At 53.8% G+C, this 14326-nt stretch carries 14 protein-coding genes, 1 rRNA gene and 1 other annotated feature; of the genes, 8 read left to right on the forward strand and 7 right to left on the reverse strand.

The window, feature by feature from the left end; all coding sequences use genetic code 11:
- The 4 genes from UR504_RS07180 to rluD all read right to left on the reverse strand — a co-directional run.
- Positions 1–456 (reverse strand): 16S ribosomal RNA (locus UR504_RS07180); the annotation flags it as partial.
- 428 nt (positions 457–884) lie between these two features.
- On the reverse strand, positions 885–3458 hold the full coding sequence (gene clpB, locus UR504_RS07185; protein ID WP_115876089.1) for an ATP-dependent chaperone ClpB: 2574 nt from the start codon (positions 3456–3458) through the stop codon (positions 885–887).
- Positions 3459–3587: 129 nt separating this feature from the next.
- Positions 3588–4319, reverse strand: coding sequence for a purine nucleoside phosphorylase YfiH (gene yfiH, locus UR504_RS07190; protein ID WP_302236699.1), 732 nt, complete (start codon positions 4317–4319; stop codon positions 3588–3590).
- The gene (gene rluD / locus UR504_RS07195) at positions 4316–5296 is read right to left on the reverse strand and encodes a 23S rRNA pseudouridine(1911/1915/1917) synthase RluD (RefSeq protein ID WP_111964900.1); all 981 of its coding nucleotides are present in this window, start codon (positions 5294–5296) and stop codon (positions 4316–4318) included. The genes yfiH and rluD overlap by 4 nt, the downstream gene beginning before the upstream one ends.
- Before the next feature lie 131 nt (positions 5297–5427).
- Here rluD and bamD point away from each other — a divergent pair, with 131 nt between their 5' ends.
- The 4 genes from bamD to pheA all read left to right on the forward strand — a co-directional run bounded on the left by bamD (position 5428) and on the right by pheA (position 8203).
- The gene (bamD, locus tag UR504_RS07200) at positions 5428–6165 is read left to right on the forward strand and encodes an outer membrane protein assembly factor BamD (protein WP_023308867.1); all 738 of its coding nucleotides are present in this window, start codon (positions 5428–5430) and stop codon (positions 6163–6165) included.
- Between the two features lie 268 nt (positions 6166–6433).
- The gene (gene raiA / locus UR504_RS07205; protein ID WP_003863162.1) at positions 6434–6775 is read left to right on the forward strand and encodes a ribosome-associated translation inhibitor RaiA; all 342 of its coding nucleotides are present in this window, start codon (positions 6434–6436) and stop codon (positions 6773–6775) included.
- A 111-nt stretch (positions 6776–6886) separates the two neighbouring features.
- Positions 6887–7012 (forward strand) — a sequence feature (Phe leader region).
- A complete protein-coding gene (gene pheL / locus UR504_RS07210) occupies positions 6888–6935 on the forward strand; it encodes a pheA operon leader peptide PheL (RefSeq protein ID WP_100249759.1) in 48 nt (15 codons plus the stop codon). It overlaps the preceding feature by 48 nt.
- Before the next feature lie 30 nt (positions 7013–7042).
- On the forward strand, positions 7043–8203 hold the full coding sequence (gene pheA / locus UR504_RS07215) for a bifunctional chorismate mutase/prephenate dehydratase (protein ID WP_021242003.1): 1161 nt from the start codon (positions 7043–7045) through the stop codon (positions 8201–8203).
- Here the strand turns inward: pheA and UR504_RS07220 are convergent.
- The 3 genes from UR504_RS07220 to aroF are packed head-to-tail and all read right to left on the reverse strand — an operon-like array spanning position 8200 to position 11335.
- Positions 8200–9072 (reverse strand): SMP-30/gluconolactonase/LRE family protein, encoded by an 873-nt coding sequence (locus UR504_RS07220; protein ID WP_302236692.1) that lies wholly within the window; start codon positions 9070–9072, stop codon positions 8200–8202. The two genes, pheA and UR504_RS07220, sit on opposite strands and share 4 nt — an antisense overlap.
- 60 nt (positions 9073–9132) lie before the next feature.
- Complete coding sequence (gene tyrA, locus UR504_RS07225; RefSeq protein ID WP_302236690.1) at positions 9133–10254, reverse strand: bifunctional chorismate mutase/prephenate dehydrogenase; 1122 nt, start codon at positions 10252–10254, stop codon at positions 9133–9135.
- Between the two features lie 10 nt (positions 10255–10264).
- On the reverse strand, positions 10265–11335 hold the full coding sequence (aroF, locus tag UR504_RS07230; RefSeq protein ID WP_111964897.1) for a 3-deoxy-7-phosphoheptulonate synthase AroF: 1071 nt from the start codon (positions 11333–11335) through the stop codon (positions 10265–10267).
- 214 nt (positions 11336–11549) lie between these two features.
- Here aroF and UR504_RS07235 point away from each other — a divergent pair, with 214 nt between their 5' ends.
- The 4 genes from UR504_RS07235 (at position 11550) to UR504_RS07250 (ending at position 14325) form a co-directional block, all read left to right on the forward strand.
- A complete protein-coding gene (locus UR504_RS07235) occupies positions 11550–11924 on the forward strand; it encodes a DUF2799 domain-containing protein (RefSeq protein WP_115876094.1) in 375 nt (124 codons plus the stop codon).
- Between the two features lie 138 nt (positions 11925–12062).
- Positions 12063–12614, forward strand: coding sequence for a YfiR family protein (locus UR504_RS07240; protein WP_223580273.1), 552 nt, complete (start codon positions 12063–12065; stop codon positions 12612–12614).
- The gene (gene dgcN / locus UR504_RS07245) at positions 12607–13827 is read left to right on the forward strand and encodes a diguanylate cyclase DgcN (protein WP_302236681.1); all 1221 of its coding nucleotides are present in this window, start codon (positions 12607–12609) and stop codon (positions 13825–13827) included. Before UR504_RS07240 ends, dgcN begins: the two co-directional genes overlap by 8 nt.
- A gap of 12 nt (positions 13828–13839) precedes the next feature.
- A complete protein-coding gene (locus UR504_RS07250; protein ID WP_115876096.1) occupies positions 13840–14325 on the forward strand; it encodes an OmpA family protein in 486 nt (161 codons plus the stop codon).
- Position 14326: the final 1 nt, after the last annotated feature.

A 14326-nucleotide genomic window follows, 5' to 3' on the forward strand; every position in this document is an offset into this window, starting at 1 on the left:
CGCCTTCCTCCCCGCTGAAAGTACTTTACAACCCGAAGGCCTTCTTCATACACGCGGCATGGCTGCATCAGGCTTGCGCCCATTGTGCAATATTCCCCACTGCTGCCTCCCGTAGGAGTCTGGACCGTGTCTCAGTTCCAGTGTGGCTGGTCATCCTCTCAGACCAGCTAGGGATCGTCGCCTAGGTGAGCCGTTACCCCACCTACTAGCTAATCCCATCTGGGCACATCTGATGGCAAGAGGCCCGAAGGTCCCCCTCTTTGGTCTTGCGACGTTATGCGGTATTAGCTACCGTTTCCAGTAGTTATCCCCCTCCATCAGGCAGTTTCCCAGACATTACTCACCCGTCCGCCGCTCGCCGGCAAAGTAGCAAGCTACTTTCCGCTGCCGCTCGACTTGCATGTGTTAGGCCTGCCGCCAGCGTTCAATCTGAGCCATGATCAAACTCTTCAATTTAAGTTTGATGCTCGTGAATTAAACTTCGTAATGAATTACGTATGTTCACTCAGAGACTTGGTATTCATTTATTGTCCGAAGACATTAAGAATCCATGTCACTTTGAGTGCCCACACAGATTGTCTGATAAATTGTTAAAGAGCAGTGCCGCTTCGCTTTTCGCAGCGGCGCGGGGTGTGCATATTACGCCTTCCCGCTTCAGAGTCAAGCGTTTATTTACACTATTCTCTGCTGACCCGGCGGCGTGTGTGCCGTTGTTCCGTGTCAGTGGAGGCGCATTATAGGGAGTAATTCTGAACCTGCAAGGATAAAGTGAAATTTATTTACTGACTGCTCACTTTCCAGGCAAAACCAACTCCAGACCTCAATTTTCGCCTGGTTTTTAAACAAAAACGAGCCGCAAGCGGCTCGTTTTTGCGTTTTGTGACTTACTGCACTGCCACAATGCGATCGTCGTTGGCTTCCAGACGGATAACTTTGCCAGGAACCAGCTCCCCGGAGAGGATCTGTTGCGCCAGCGGGTTTTCGATCTGCTGCTGGATAGCGCGTTTCAATGGACGCGCACCGTACACCGGATCGTAACCGTTCTTACTCAGCAGCTTCAACGCATCGTCGGAGATGTGAATTTCATATCCACGTTCTTCCAGACGTTTGTACAGACGCTGCAGCTGGATCTGCGCAATCGACGCAATGTGTTTCTCACCCAGAGGATGGAATACCACCACTTCATCAATACGGTTGATGAACTCCGGACGGAAGTTATGGCTTACCACACCCAGCACCAGATCCTTCATGTGGCTGTAGTCCAGTTCACCGAAACGTTCCTGAATCAAATCGGAACCCAGGTTCGAGGTCATAATGACAACCGTATTACGGAAGTCGACCGTTCTCCCCTGCCCGTCGGTCAGACGACCATCATCCAGCACCTGAAGCAGGATGTTGAACACATCCGGATGCGCTTTTTCCACCTCATCCAGCAGGATGACGGAATAAGGACGACGGCGCACCGCTTCCGTCAGGTACCCACCTTCTTCATAACCCACATATCCCGGAGGCGCCCCGACCAGACGCGAGACGGAGTGTTTCTCCATAAATTCGGACATGTCGATACGCACCATCGCATCGTCGCTGTCGAACATAAAGTTAGCCAGCGCTTTGCACAGCTCGGTTTTACCGACACCCGTCGGCCCCAGGAACAGGAACGAACCAATCGGGCGGTTTGGATCGGACAGCCCTGCACGGCTACGACGAATAGCGTTCGATACCGCCTCAACCGCTTCGTTTTGACCAATCACACGATTGTGGAGATCGTTCTCCATGCGCAGCAGTTTTTCACGCTCGCCTTCTAGCATGCGCGCCACGGGAATACCGGTCCAGCGCGCCAGGACTTCCGCGATCTCGGCATCCGTCACTTTATTACGCAACAGACGCATCGTTTTACCTTCTGACTGCGTCGCTATCTCAAGCTGTTTTTCCAGCTCAGGAATTTTGCCGTACTGCAGTTCAGACATCCGAGCCAGATCGCCCACGCGTCGCGCCTGCTCAATGGCAATTTTTGCCTGTTCGAGTTCAGCTTTAATGGTCTGCGTACCGGAAAGGGAGGCTTTCTCGGCTTTCCACTCTTCTTCCAGCTCAGAATACTGGCGCTCTTTATCGTCCAGCTCTTCATTGAGCATATCGAGGCGTTTCTTACTGGCTTCATCAGACTCTTTCTTCAGCGCCTGCTGTTCCAGCTTGAGCTGAATGATGCGTCGGTCGAGTCGGTCCAGCTCTTCCGGCTTCGAGTCAATCTGCATACGAATGCTCGACGCCGCTTCATCAATCAGGTCGATCGCTTTATCCGGCAGCTGACGGTCAGCAATATAACGATGCGAAAGCGTCGCCGCCGCAACGATGGCCGGGTCAGTGATCTGTACATGGTGGTGCAGTTCATAGCGCTCTTTCAGACCACGCAGGATCGCGATGGTATCTTCAACGCTTGGCTCGGCAACAAACACTTTCTGGAAACGACGTTCCAGCGCAGCATCTTTCTCAATGTACTGACGGTACTCGTCCAGCGTAGTGGCACCGACGCAGTGAAGTTCACCGCGCGCCAGCGCAGGTTTCAGCATGTTCCCGGCATCCATCGCGCCGTCCGCTTTACCCGCGCCGACCATGGTGTGCAGTTCATCGATAAACAGAATGACGTTGCCTTCCTGCTTCGCCAGGTCGTTAAGCACGCCTTTAAGGCGCTCTTCGAACTCGCCGCGGTATTTCGCACCGGCCACCAGCGCGCCCATATCCAGCGCCAGTACGCGACGGCCTTTCAGCCCTTCTGGCACTTCACCGTTCACTATACGCTGCGCCAGCCCTTCAACAATGGCGGTTTTACCGACACCCGGTTCACCAATCAGCACCGGGTTGTTCTTGGTACGACGCTGCAGTACCTGAATGGTACGACGAATTTCTTCGTCACGGCCGATCACCGGGTCAAGTTTGCCCTGTTCAGCACGCTCGGTCAGATCGACCGTAAATTTCTTCAAAGCCTGACGCTGGTCTTCGGCTCCCTGATCGTTCACGCTTTCACCTCCGCGCATGTTCTCAATCGCCTGAGTCACGTTGGCGGTGGTCGCACCGGCGGATTTCAGCAGGTCGGTCAAGGTACCGCGTGATTCAAGCGCCGCCAGAACAAACAGCTCTGACGAAATAAAGTTGTCCCCACGTTTTTGCGCCAGCTTGTCGCAAAGGTTCAGGACGCGCACCAGATCCTGCGACGGCTGAACGTCGCCGCCGGTCCCTTCGACCTGCGGTAAACGGCTCAGCGCCTGATCGATAGAGGTGCGTAACTGGCCAGCATTAATGCCAGCGGACGTTAATAAAGGACGTACCGATCCCCCTTCCTGATTCAGCAAGGCGCTCATTAAATGAAGAGGTTCGATAAATTGGTTGTCGTGCCCCAGTGCGAGGGACTGGGCATCGGCGAGAGCAAGCTGGAATTTATTAGTAAGACGATCCAGACGCATAACTCCTCCCATAACAGGTCAAATTTGCTACTGGAGATTAAATGAGGTCATCCCTCAATTATTCAAGGTTAATGACCTGAATTATGTGAAAAGAAAACGGCACGTGCCGGATCGTCTTGATTCTTTAGGTTATATCAGCCAAATGAAACTTGCCATACGCCCCGTCGTCTTGTCGCGGCGATAAGAGAAAAAATCACCCTTTTCGGTGAATGTACAGCGATCGCCGCCGAAGATCTGCGTTATGCCGGCGCTATTCAGGCGCTGACGAGCAAGCTGGTAAATATCGGCCAGATATTTATCTCCGGAAGGCAGGAAGGCGTCCACCGCTTGCGGATCTTTAACCATAAAGGCTTCGCGAACCTCCGGCCCCACTTCAAAAGCGCGAGGACCAATGGCCGGGCCAAGCCAGGCCATAATATTGGTGGGCTCATCCTTAAAGCAGGCGACGGTTTCTTCCAGCACGCCTTCACACAGTCCACGCCAGCCCGCGTGTGCTGCAGCCACCTCGGTGCCTGAACGGTTACAAAAAAGTACCGGCAGACAATCCGCGGTCATTACGGCACAAACGGTTCCCGGAGTATTGCTGTAAGAGGCATCAGCACGTTTAGAAGCATAGGGTTCCCCCGTCAACTTCAGCACCGCCTTGCCATGAACCTGTTCCAGCCAGACCGGTTTTGAAGGCAGGTTCCCCGCAGCAAACAGACGCCTGCGGTTCTCTTCCACATGCTCCAGGTTATCGCCACAGTGTGCGCCGAGGTTCAAAGACTCCCACGCGCCCTGGCTAACACCGCCAGTGCGGGTTGAACTGCAGGCGGCCACGCCGGCAGGCAATGGCCACTCCGGGACAATCAGTTTGGTCATAACCAGTCCACTTGATCCTTATGTTCTTCGAAATCAACACGCATCGCGTCAATAAGGTCCACCATATCCTGCGGGATAGGCGCATGCCACTCCATCTGAATACCGGTGATCGGATGGTAAAGGCGCAGCATGGTCGCGTGCAGCGCCTGACGATCGAATTTACGCAATACGCTGATGAACTCATCCGACGCGCCCTTAGGCGGACGTGGACGACCACCGTAGACCTGATCCCCCACCAGCGGATGGGTGATGTGGGCCATATGCACGCGGATCTGGTGAGTACGCCCGGTCTCCAGACGCAGACGCAGACGCGTATGAATGCGGAAATGTTCCATAATGCGATAGTGCGTCACCGCCGGTTTACCCATCGGATGCACCGACATATGGGTTCGCTTGGTCGGGTGACGGCTGATGGGCTCTTCTACCGTCCCGCCAGAGGTCATATGCCCAATGGCTACCGCCTCATACTCACGGGTGATTTCGCGCAGCTGCAGCGATTCCACCAGACGGGTCTGCGCAGGAACGGTCTTCGCCACCACCATCAGACCGGTAGTGTCTTTATCCAGACGGTGCACGATGCCCGCGCGCGGAACATCCGCGATCGGCGGATAGTAATGGAGAAGCGCGTTAAGTACCGTACCGTCAGGATTCCCCGCGCCCGGATGAACAACCAGGTCGCGCGGCTTGTTGATTACCAGAATGTCATCATCTTCATAGACGATGTCCAGTGGGATATCCTGCGGCTCGAAGCGGATTTCCTCTTCGATTTCAGCATTGATGGCGACAGCTTCCCCACCTAACACTTTCTCTTTTGGTTTGTCCCAGATCTTGCCGTTTACCATCACGCGCTGGTCAAGGATCCATTCTTTTATGCGTGAACGCGAATAATCAGGGAACAATTCGGCCAAAGCCTGATCTAAGCGTTGACCGAGCTGATTTTCGGAGACTGTTGCGGTGAGTTCTACTCGTTGTGCCATAAACTGCTTCTTCGTTTAACGTTGGGTTTTACGGCTTTGCCGTTTAATATAGTGTGCTATTGTAGCTGGTCTTAATCGGGAGCAGGAACAGAGTTTCTCCCGGACAAACATTTGAGGAAAGTCAAAACGTCATGACGCGCATGAAATATCTGGTGGCAGCGGCCACGTTGAGCCTGGCTTTGGTGGGCTGCTCCGGTTCAAATGAACAGGTCCCTGACAATCCGCCGAATGAAATCTATGCGACTGCACAACAAAAGTTGCAGGACGGTAACTGGAAACAGGCGATAACGCAACTGGAAGCGTTGGATAATCGCTATCCATTTGGTCCGTATTCGCAGCAGGTACAGTTAGATCTCATCTACGCATACTATAAAAATGCCGATCTGCCGCTGGCTCAGGCAACCATCGATCGTTTCATGCGTCTGAACCCGACTCATCCTAACATCGACTACGTGATGTACATGCGCGGCCTCACCAACATGGCGCTGGATGACAGTGCGCTGCAGGGCTTCTTCGGCGTGGATCGTTCCGACCGTGACCCGCAGCATGCGCGTGATGCCTTTAATGACTTCTCCAAGCTGGTGCGCGGCTATCCAAACAGCCAGTACGTGACTGACGCCACCAAACGTCTGGTGTTCCTGAAAGATCGTCTGGCGAAATATGAATACTCCGTGGCGGAATATTATACCCGCCGTGGCGCATGGGTTGCCGTGGTTAACCGCGTAGAAGGTATGCTGCGCGATTACCCGGATACTCAGGCAACGCGCGACGGCCTGAAGCTGATGGAAAATGCTTACCGTCAGATGCAGATGACCGCTCAGGCTGAAAAAGTGGCGAAAATCATCGCCGCGAACAGCAGCAACACCTGATTTTGCCTCAATGCAAAACGGCAGCCCGCTGGCTGCCGTTTGTTTATTCGTTTCTGAGCATCGCTGAAGCGCCTTAGCCTCAACACATCCTGTCAACTATGGCCCCAATTTATGCCTTCTACAAGGTAAATCTCACCTCTTCCTGCCCTGCCTCACAAAAAAGATTCCCTGACAAAAACCGACAAAATAACGTGATCTAAATCACACATTTTGACATTGGGTCGGGTATGCTGGAATCACCAAGACGGAAAGACAAGAGGTAAAATTTATGACAATGAACATTACCAGTAAACAAATGGAAATTACTCCGGCAATTCGCCAGCACGTCGCAGACCGTCTCGCCAAACTGGATAAATGGCAAACTCATTTGATTAATCCACATATCATCCTGTCCAAGGAGCCGCAGGGTTTCATCGCTGACGCAACTATCAATACTCCAAACGGCCATCTGGTCGCCAGCGCAAAACACGAGGATATGTACACCGCTATTAACGATTTGATCAACAAGCTGGAACGGCAGCTCAATAAAGTGCAACACAAAGGTGAAGCCCGTCGCGCCGCAACGTCGGTGAAAGACGCCAGCTTCGCGGAAGAAGTTGAAGAAGAGTAATCCTTTAAATTGAGTGTACCGCCAACGCGCCTTCGGGCGCGTTTTTTGTTTTTTTATTGACAGGGTGAAAACAGTACAGGTACTTTAACGGTATCAATCACAGGATGACTTTATGAAACTTACGCCGTTCTTCTTCGCATTCTTTTTTACCTTCCCCTGAACGGGAGGCGTTTCGTCGTGTGATAAAGAATGCGAAGACGAACAACAAGGCCTCCCACACCGGGGGGCCTTTTTTATTGATAACGATAAAATGAGACAGGCAACACTATGACACCGGAAAACCCGTTACTGGATCTGCGCGTAAAAATCAGCGCGCTGGATGAGAAACTGCTGGCGCTGCTGGCCGAACGCCGCGCCCTTGCCGTTGAAGTAGGCAAAGCCAAGCTGGACTCCCATCGTCCGGTCCGTGATATCGACCGCGAGCGGGATCTTCTGGAACGTCTCATTCAGCTCGGCAAAGCGCATCACCTCGATGCCCACTACATAACCCGGTTGTTCCAGCTCATCATTGAAGACTCCGTTCTGACCCAGCAAGCGTTACTCCAGCAGCACCTCAATAAAACCAATCCACACTCTGCGCGTATCGCCTTCCTGGGACCGAAGGGCTCTTATTCTCACCTGGCCGCACGTCAGTACGCTGCACGCCATTTCGAAGAATTTATTGAGAGCGGCTGCGCGAAGTTTGCCGACATTTTTAACCAGGTCGAGACCGGCCAGGCGGATTACGCCGTGGTGCCGATTGAAAACACCAGCTCCGGCGCCATCAACGACGTCTACGATTTGCTGCAGCACACCAGCCTGTCGCTGGTCGGCGAGCTGACGATCCCTATCGATCACTGCGTGCTGGTCTCAGGCTCAACGGACCTGAACACGATCGAAACGGTTTACAGTCATCCGCAGCCGTTCCAGCAGTGCAGCCAGTTCCTGAACCGCTATCCGAACTGGAAAATTGAGTACACCGAAAGCACCTCGGCGGCAATGGAAAAAGTGGCGCAGGCTAATTCCCCCACCGTCGCGGCGCTCGGCAGCGAAGCGGGCGGCGCGCTGTATGGCCTGCAGGTGCTGGAACGCAACCTGGCAAACCAGACGCAAAACATTACCCGCTTCGTGGTGCTGGCCCGCAAGGCAATCAATGTGTCTGACCAGGTACCGGCCAAAACCACGCTGCTGATGGCAACCGGCCAACAGGCCGGTGCGCTGGTTGAAGCCCTGCTGGTGCTGCGTAATCACAACCTGATCATGACCAGGCTGGAATCACGCCCAATCCACGGTAACCCGTGGGAAGAGATGTTTTACCTCGACATCCAGGCCAACCTGGAGTCTGCTTCCATGCAGAAAGCTCTCCGCGAGCTGGGCGAGATCACGCGTTCCATGAAGGTGCTGGGCTGCTACCCGAGCGAAAACGTCGTGCCGGTCGATCCAATCTAACGTTCGATAAAGCGGCTTTTCTTCATCCCTGCCACGCTCACCGGCAGGGTGAAGATAGCTCCGGAGAGAGGATATTTCGCCACCTCCTCCGCCTCCATATTCTCCCGCGTGGTGGTAATAAACAGCGTTTTCATATCATCGCCGCCAAAGCAGACCATCGTCGGGCAACGCACCGGCATGCGATATTCTTCCAGCTGCTCCCCTTGCGGTGAAAAACGCGCGATGCGCCAGCCGTCAAACAGCGCGCTCCAGTAACAGCCTTCCACATCCATCGCCGCGCCGTCCGGTATCCCCTCGCCCTCTTTAAACTGACGAAACACCTCTCGCTTACCCGGCTCGCCCTGCTCATCAAGCGGGGTACGGTAAATAACACCGTTGGGCGTGTCTGAGGAAAACATCCACTGCTTATCCGGGCTAAACGCTAAGCCGTTATGCCCGTGGATATCGCACTGGATCACCTTTGGCGTCAGGTCGTTGTCGATGCGCATCAGCAGAGCCCCGTTGTAATCTCCCGGTCCCCAGAACGTACCCGCATAGAACCGGCCCTGATGGTCGGTGCCTCCATCGTTAAAACGCGCCAGCTGCGGGTTAGAGGGGTTATCGCACACCTTGCGCTGCAGAAGGCCATGCTTATCGGCAAGCCAGATGCCATTGCGCATGGCGACGATAAAGCCGCCGCGCTCGCGCAGCGCGAAACAGCCCACCTCCTCATGAAAAGAAAGCACGGTGTGTTCCGCCGTCGGAAGATGGTAGCGGTGGATCTCTCCTTCCAGAATATCGGCCCAGTAGAGCGCGTGCTCTTCTGCACTCCACGTCGGGCATTCAGGCAAATGCCCGGTGTAATTCAACAGCAGCTGCGGTTCGGCCATGACAGTTCCCCAAAATGAAAAAAGCCAGCAATGCTGGCTTTCAGTATATACATCATCGCATTACTGGCGACTGTCATTTGCCTGGCGCAATAAAGTCCGACTCTCATTCTGGAAACGCTGCGCGTAGTCGCCAAACCAGTGCTCGACCTTGCGGAAGCTATCGATAAACGCCTGCTTGTCTCCGTGCTCCAGCAGCGTAATGGCTTCACCAAAGCGCTGATAGTAGCGCTTGATCAGCGCCAGGTTGTTCTCGGAGGACATAATAATGTCCGCGTACAGCTGTGGATCCTGCGCAAAGAGACGCCCGACCATCGCCAGCTCCAGACGATAGATAGGTGAAGAGAGCGCCAGAAGCTGTTCAAGCTGTACGTTCTCTTCCGCCAGATGCAGACCGTAGGCAAACGTGGCAAAGTGGCGCAGCGCCTGAATGAACGCCATGTTCTGGTCGTGCTCAACCGCGCTGATGCGGTGCAGTCGTGCCCCCCATACCTGAATCTGTTCCAGGAACCACTGATAGGCTTCCGGCTGACGACCGTCGCAGTAAACCACCACCTGCTTAGCCAGGCTGCCGCTGTCCGGGCCAAACATCGGGTGCAGACCCAGCACCGGACCCGTATGAGCAGCCAGCATTGCCTGCAGCGGACCATTTTTGACGGAGGCCAGATCCACCAGGATGCAATCTTTCGGTAAAGGAGGCAGCTTCCCGATGATTTGCTCCGTCACGTGGATCGGCACGCTGACGATAACCATCCCTGCATCTTTCATGAGTTCCGGAGCAAGCGCCCAGTCCTCTTTTTCCAGAATGCGCACCTGATAGCCAGAAAGCGTAAGCATCTTTTCAAACAGGCGCCCCATCTGCCCAGCACCGCCGACAATCACGACCGGACGCAGGGTCGGACAGAGGGTTTTGAAGCCCTTGTCGTTTTCACTGGAGTAGGACTCCCGCATCACGCGACGCAGAACATCTTCAATCAAGTCCGGCGAAACCCCCAGCGCCTGCGCCTCTTTACGGCGGGAGGCGAGCATAGAGGCTTCGCGCTCCGGGACGTAAATCGGCAGGCCGTATTTGCTTTTCACCTCACCGACTTCGGCAACCAGCGACATGCGTCGCGCCAGCAGATCCAGCAGCGCCTTATCCACTTCATCAATTTGATCGCGCAGTGCGGTCAATTCAGCAACCATAACTACCCTCTTAAGCCAGACGCGTCGCCAGCTGGCCGTTTAAATCTTTATGGATCTCACGCAGCAGTGCATCGGTCGTCTCCCAGCTGATGCAGGCATCCGTCACGGAAACGCCGTGCTTCATGGCGCTGCGCGGTTGTTCAGATGACTGATTGCCTTCATGAATGTTGCTCTCAATCATCAGACCGATAATCGAACGATTGCCATCTTTGATCTGTGCGACCACGGATTCCGCAACCGCAGGCTGGCGACGGTAATCTTTATTCGAGTTACCATGACTGCAATCTACCATCAGTGCCGGGCGCAGTCCCGCCTGCTCCATCTCTTTTTCACACTGGGCCACGTCCGCCGGGCTGTAGTTAGGGGCTTTACCGCCGCGCAGGATCACGTGGCCGTCCGGGTTACCCTGCGTTTGCAGGAGGCATACCTGGCCCGCCTGGTTGATACCGACGAAACGGTGCGGCATGGCGGCCGCGCGCATGGCGTTGATCGCCGTCGCCAGACTGCCATCGGTACCGTTTTTAAAACCAACCGGCATCGACAGACCAGACGCCATCTCGCGGTGGGTTTGCGATTCCGTGGTACGCGCGCCAATCGCGGACCAGCTGAACAGATCGCCAAGGTATTGCGGGCTGTTCGGATCCAGCGCTTCGGTTGCCAGCGGCAGCCCCATGCTGACCAGCTCCACCAGCAGGCGACGCGCAATCTTCAGGCCTGCTTCCACATCAAACGAGCCATCCATGTGCGGATCGTTAATCAGCCCTTTCCAGCCGACGGTAGTACGTGGCTTCTCAAAATAGACGCGCATCACCAGATAGAGGCTATCGCTGACCTCCTCTGCTAATGCTTTAAATCGACGAGCGTACTCAATGGCGGTTTCAGGATCGTGAATGGAGCAAGGACCACACACCACCAGCAGGCGCGGATCGCGGCCGGCGATGATATTTGAAATGGTCTGACGCGAGTGCTCAATCTGAGCCTCCTGCGCGACGCTCAGCGGAAATTCTGCTTTCAGTTGATCCGGGGTAATTAAAACCTGTTCGTCAGTGATATGTACGTTGTTCAGCGCGTCTTTTTGCATGATGGCGATCCTGTAAAGCTCGTTTGCGATAGTTGTTTTCCTCAATGAGGTGAAACCACGATACCATAAAAAGTAAACATTTCAATCCAAAATACGTACACATTACTTTACACAAGCCAATTTATTGCAAAAATCAGCCGCCAAAAACGTAAAGTTTAAATTACAGACATATATTCTTAAGCCAGGCTATGCTGAAGAAAAAAGGAGAATGGCTATGCGTTCAATTGCTCTCATGCTGTTGTCGCTGTTTTTAACGGGCTGCCAGATCAATCCTTATACCTTCCAGCCCGACTGGACCAGTCCCTCCTGGTTTGATGCAGGTAAAGAAGACGCCATGAATGGCCTGCCGGTTAAAGATAACCAGACCCTGGCCGATAGTTTTAACGACACCCACGTTGATCGTAGTGAATATCTTCGCGGCTACGCTGACGGCCAAAAGAAAGTCTGCGAAGAAGGGTTTATTCATGCCTGGGGATTAGCGGGCAAATCTTTCCCTGCCAGTTGCGATACTGCCGAAAACGCGACAAAACTGCGTGCGTCATGGCAGGAAGGGATGGATGAAAGTATGCGTTCCAGCAGACTTAATTAAGTCTATTTTTATCCATCGAAAAATAAACAACTGTAGGATTTAGCTTAGGTTGGCCTGATGCTATTTCTGACATAATGACGGCTCTGATAAACAATGGTATTCTGCCCGCAACTCTCAAGGACATCTATTTCCGGAGCGATGTGGCGGATTCTGGTGAGAAATTTATTCTTGATCTCTTTTTTCCGACTCACTCTGGTGTTAATGCTGTTCCTTATGGTGGGCCCTGCGGCGGCAGGCACGCTTACGGAAACGGATAAATCGGTACGCTCGATTGTCTCAGGCATTGTGAGCTATACGCGATGGCCGTCACTTTCCGGGCAGCCTAAACTTTGCGTCTATGCCACTTCTCACTATACGCACGCGCTCAGCGGCGACGAAGGGCACAACGAGTTACCCTATACTCCCGTTATTGTACGTAACGATCAGGAAGCCCTGGCCGCGACGTGTGATGCGATTTATTTCGGGTCTGAATCACCGGCAAAACAACTTGAATTAATAAGTCAATATCAGGGCAGAGCGTTGCTATTAATCTCAGAGCAAAATCCGGAATGTGTAATTGGCAGTGCCTTTTGCCTGATGATCGATCGCGGCCAGGTACGGTTTTCCGTCAACCTGGATGCGTTGACGCGCAGTGGCGTAAGAGTCAATCCGGATGTATTAATGCTGGCACGGAATAAGCAGCATGGATAAAGATTTCACTTCAACGCCACGTCCGACGTTTAAAAGAACGTTGAGGCGAAACAGCATGATAAGCGTCATTATCACAATGACGTTAATATGGCTGTTGCTCTGTTTTGCTTCCGTCGTGACGTTAAAACAATATGCGCAAAAGAACCTCGAATTAACCGGTGCCACAATGAGCCACAGCCTGGAAGCTTCGCTGGTTTTCAACGACTCGCTGGCGGCCAACGAAACGCTTGCAGCCCTGGGCAAACAGGGGCAGTTTGCCGCGGCGGAGGTGATTAACGCGCATAAAAAGCGGTTTGCCTACTGGTCATGGAACCCGGAAGATAACAACGACACGCTGGGCGCACTGGTCAGCCGCTGGCTTTTCCCCGTACCGGTTGCGCAGCCCATCATGCATAACGGCTTAACGATCGGCGAAATCCGCCTTACCGCGCGTGACAGTTTGATCAGCCACTTCATCTGGACGTCGTTTGCCGTACTTACCGGCTGCATTCTCTTTGCCGCCGTCGTCGCGCTTATCATTACCCAGTCTTTGCATCGTGGGATGGTTATGGCCCTGCAGAACATTACCGACGTCGTGCATGACGTACGCACAAACCGCAACTTCTCCCGCCGGGTAAAAGACGGGCGTATCGAAGAGTTTCACCAGTTTGGCGAAGACTTCAACAGTCTTCTGGATGAAATGGAAGAGTGGCAGCTGAAGCTCCAGGCGAAAAACGCCCAGCTGTTGCGGACCGCCATGCACGACCCGCTCACCGGTCTTGCCAACCGCGCAGCGTTTCGTAACAGCATTGCGGCCTTAATGAACGACCCTTCAGCCAGAACAAACTCGGCCCTGCTCTTCCTCGACGGTGATAACTTTAAGTTTATTAACGACACCTGGGGCCACGCGGCAGGAGACTGCGTGCTGATCGAAGTCGCCAGCAGGATGATGGAGTTTGGCGACAAACGTCATCAGTCTTACCGTCTTGGCGGTGACGAATTTGCCATGGTGCTGTACGGCGTTCACTCTGAGCTTGAGGTTCAACACATTTGTGCTGCGCTTTCGCAGCAGTTTATTCGTCCGTTTGATCTTCATAACGGGCAAAAAGCATCGATGTCACTCAGCATTGGCTTTGCTCTGGCGTGGGAAAATGCTTCCGTGGAAGCATTACTGGAGAGGGCTGACCGCAATATGTACCAGGTTAAAAACCAGCGTACGAAAACAATAAGTTAGAAAGGATACACTATGTTAAAACGTTACTTCGCGCCGTTAGTACTGGCCTCACTGGTTCTGGCAGGCTGTCAGTCGCCGCCGGAAGGCAAATTCACTCCTGAGCAAATTGCGGCGATGAAGTCTTACGGTTTTAACGAACTGAACGGTGACTGGTCGCTTGGCATGTCGGACACCATCCTGTTTGATAAAAATGACGCCAGACTGCGTTCTGAGAGTGAAACGCAGATCCAGTCCATGGCCTCTCGCCTGGCGGAAACCGGCCTGACCCATGCGCGAATGGACGGTCACACGGATAACTACGGGGAAGAAAGCTACAACGAAGCGCTGTCGTTAAAACGCGCCAACGCCGTGGCCGATGCCTGGGCGAAGGGTGCAAATATCCCGCGCAGCAATCTCACCACGCGAGGATTAGGTCAAAAATACCCGGTGGCGAGCAACAGTACCCCGCAAGGGCGCGCTGAAAACCGCCGCGTCGCAGTGGTGATCAGCACGCCATAGG

Origin of the sequence: Enterobacter sp. 241F3, assembly GCF_034106785.1 — a bacterium.
Lineage (GTDB): Bacteria > Pseudomonadota > Gammaproteobacteria > Enterobacterales > Enterobacteriaceae > Enterobacter > Enterobacter vonholyi.

Coding starts and splice junctions, on each gene's coding strand:
- raiA (WP_003863162.1), top strand. CDS start 6,434: ATGACAATGAACATTACCAGTAAACAAATGGAAATTACTCCGGCAATT.
- pheA (WP_021242003.1), top strand. CDS start 7,043: ATGACACCGGAAAACCCGTTACTGGATCTGCGCGTAAAAATCAGCGCG.
- bamD (WP_023308867.1), top strand. CDS start 5,428: ATGACGCGCATGAAATATCTGGTGGCAGCGGCCACGTTGAGCCTGGCT.
- tyrA (WP_302236690.1), bottom strand. CDS start 10,254: ATGGTTGCTGAATTGACCGCACTGCGCGATCAAATTGATGAAGTGGAT.
- clpB (WP_115876089.1), bottom strand. CDS start 3,458: ATGCGTCTGGATCGTCTTACTAATAAATTCCAGCTTGCTCTCGCCGAT.
- UR504_RS07250 (WP_115876096.1), top strand. CDS start 13,840: ATGTTAAAACGTTACTTCGCGCCGTTAGTACTGGCCTCACTGGTTCTG.
- rluD (WP_111964900.1), bottom strand. CDS start 5,296: ATGGCACAACGAGTAGAACTCACCGCAACAGTCTCCGAAAATCAGCTC.
- UR504_RS07220 (WP_302236692.1), bottom strand. CDS start 9,072: ATGGCCGAACCGCAGCTGCTGTTGAATTACACCGGGCATTTGCCTGAA.
- dgcN (WP_302236681.1), top strand. CDS start 12,607: ATGGATAAAGATTTCACTTCAACGCCACGTCCGACGTTTAAAAGAACG.
- aroF (WP_111964897.1), bottom strand. CDS start 11,335: ATGCAAAAAGACGCGCTGAACAACGTACATATCACTGACGAACAGGTT.
- yfiH (WP_302236699.1), bottom strand. CDS start 4,319: ATGACCAAACTGATTGTCCCGGAGTGGCCATTGCCTGCCGGCGTGGCC.
- UR504_RS07240 (WP_223580273.1), top strand. CDS start 12,063: ATGTGGCGGATTCTGGTGAGAAATTTATTCTTGATCTCTTTTTTCCGA.
- UR504_RS07235 (WP_115876094.1), top strand. CDS start 11,550: ATGCGTTCAATTGCTCTCATGCTGTTGTCGCTGTTTTTAACGGGCTGC.